Here is a 324-nt window from a genome sequence, read left to right on the forward strand (position 1 = left end):
TGATACTAATAAATCCCAAGATTATTCTAATAAGTTTATAGGCAGACTAGCTACAACTATAATCATGGAAGATGGTTTGTATATAGGATGAAAGGATAAAAATGAGTGAAACTTACGAGATTTATACACCTAATGGACTTATATTAGATGTAGAAAAAAAAACGAATAAAATTTTATTATATGATGGGGGAGCTAAGGTAGGCAAATACACCCAAGAATATTCTAAAGCTTTGTTTGAAGCACACAATATCAAACAAAACTCCCCCTACAAAGACTATCAACCCCAATACCTAGATCCTGAATTTCACACAGGGGAGAAATCTA

Annotated in this window: 1 pseudogene; it reads left to right on the plus strand. The window is 32.4% G+C overall.

The window, feature by feature from the left end:
• Positions 1–101 precede the first annotated feature (101 nt).
• Positions 102–324: pseudogene (locus KAR67_RS09490) on the plus strand (hypothetical protein); the annotation flags it as partial.

Origin of the sequence: Campylobacter sp. JH32 (genome assembly GCF_017846535.1) — a bacterium.
Lineage (GTDB): Bacteria > Campylobacterota > Campylobacteria > Campylobacterales > Campylobacteraceae > Campylobacter_D > Campylobacter_D coli.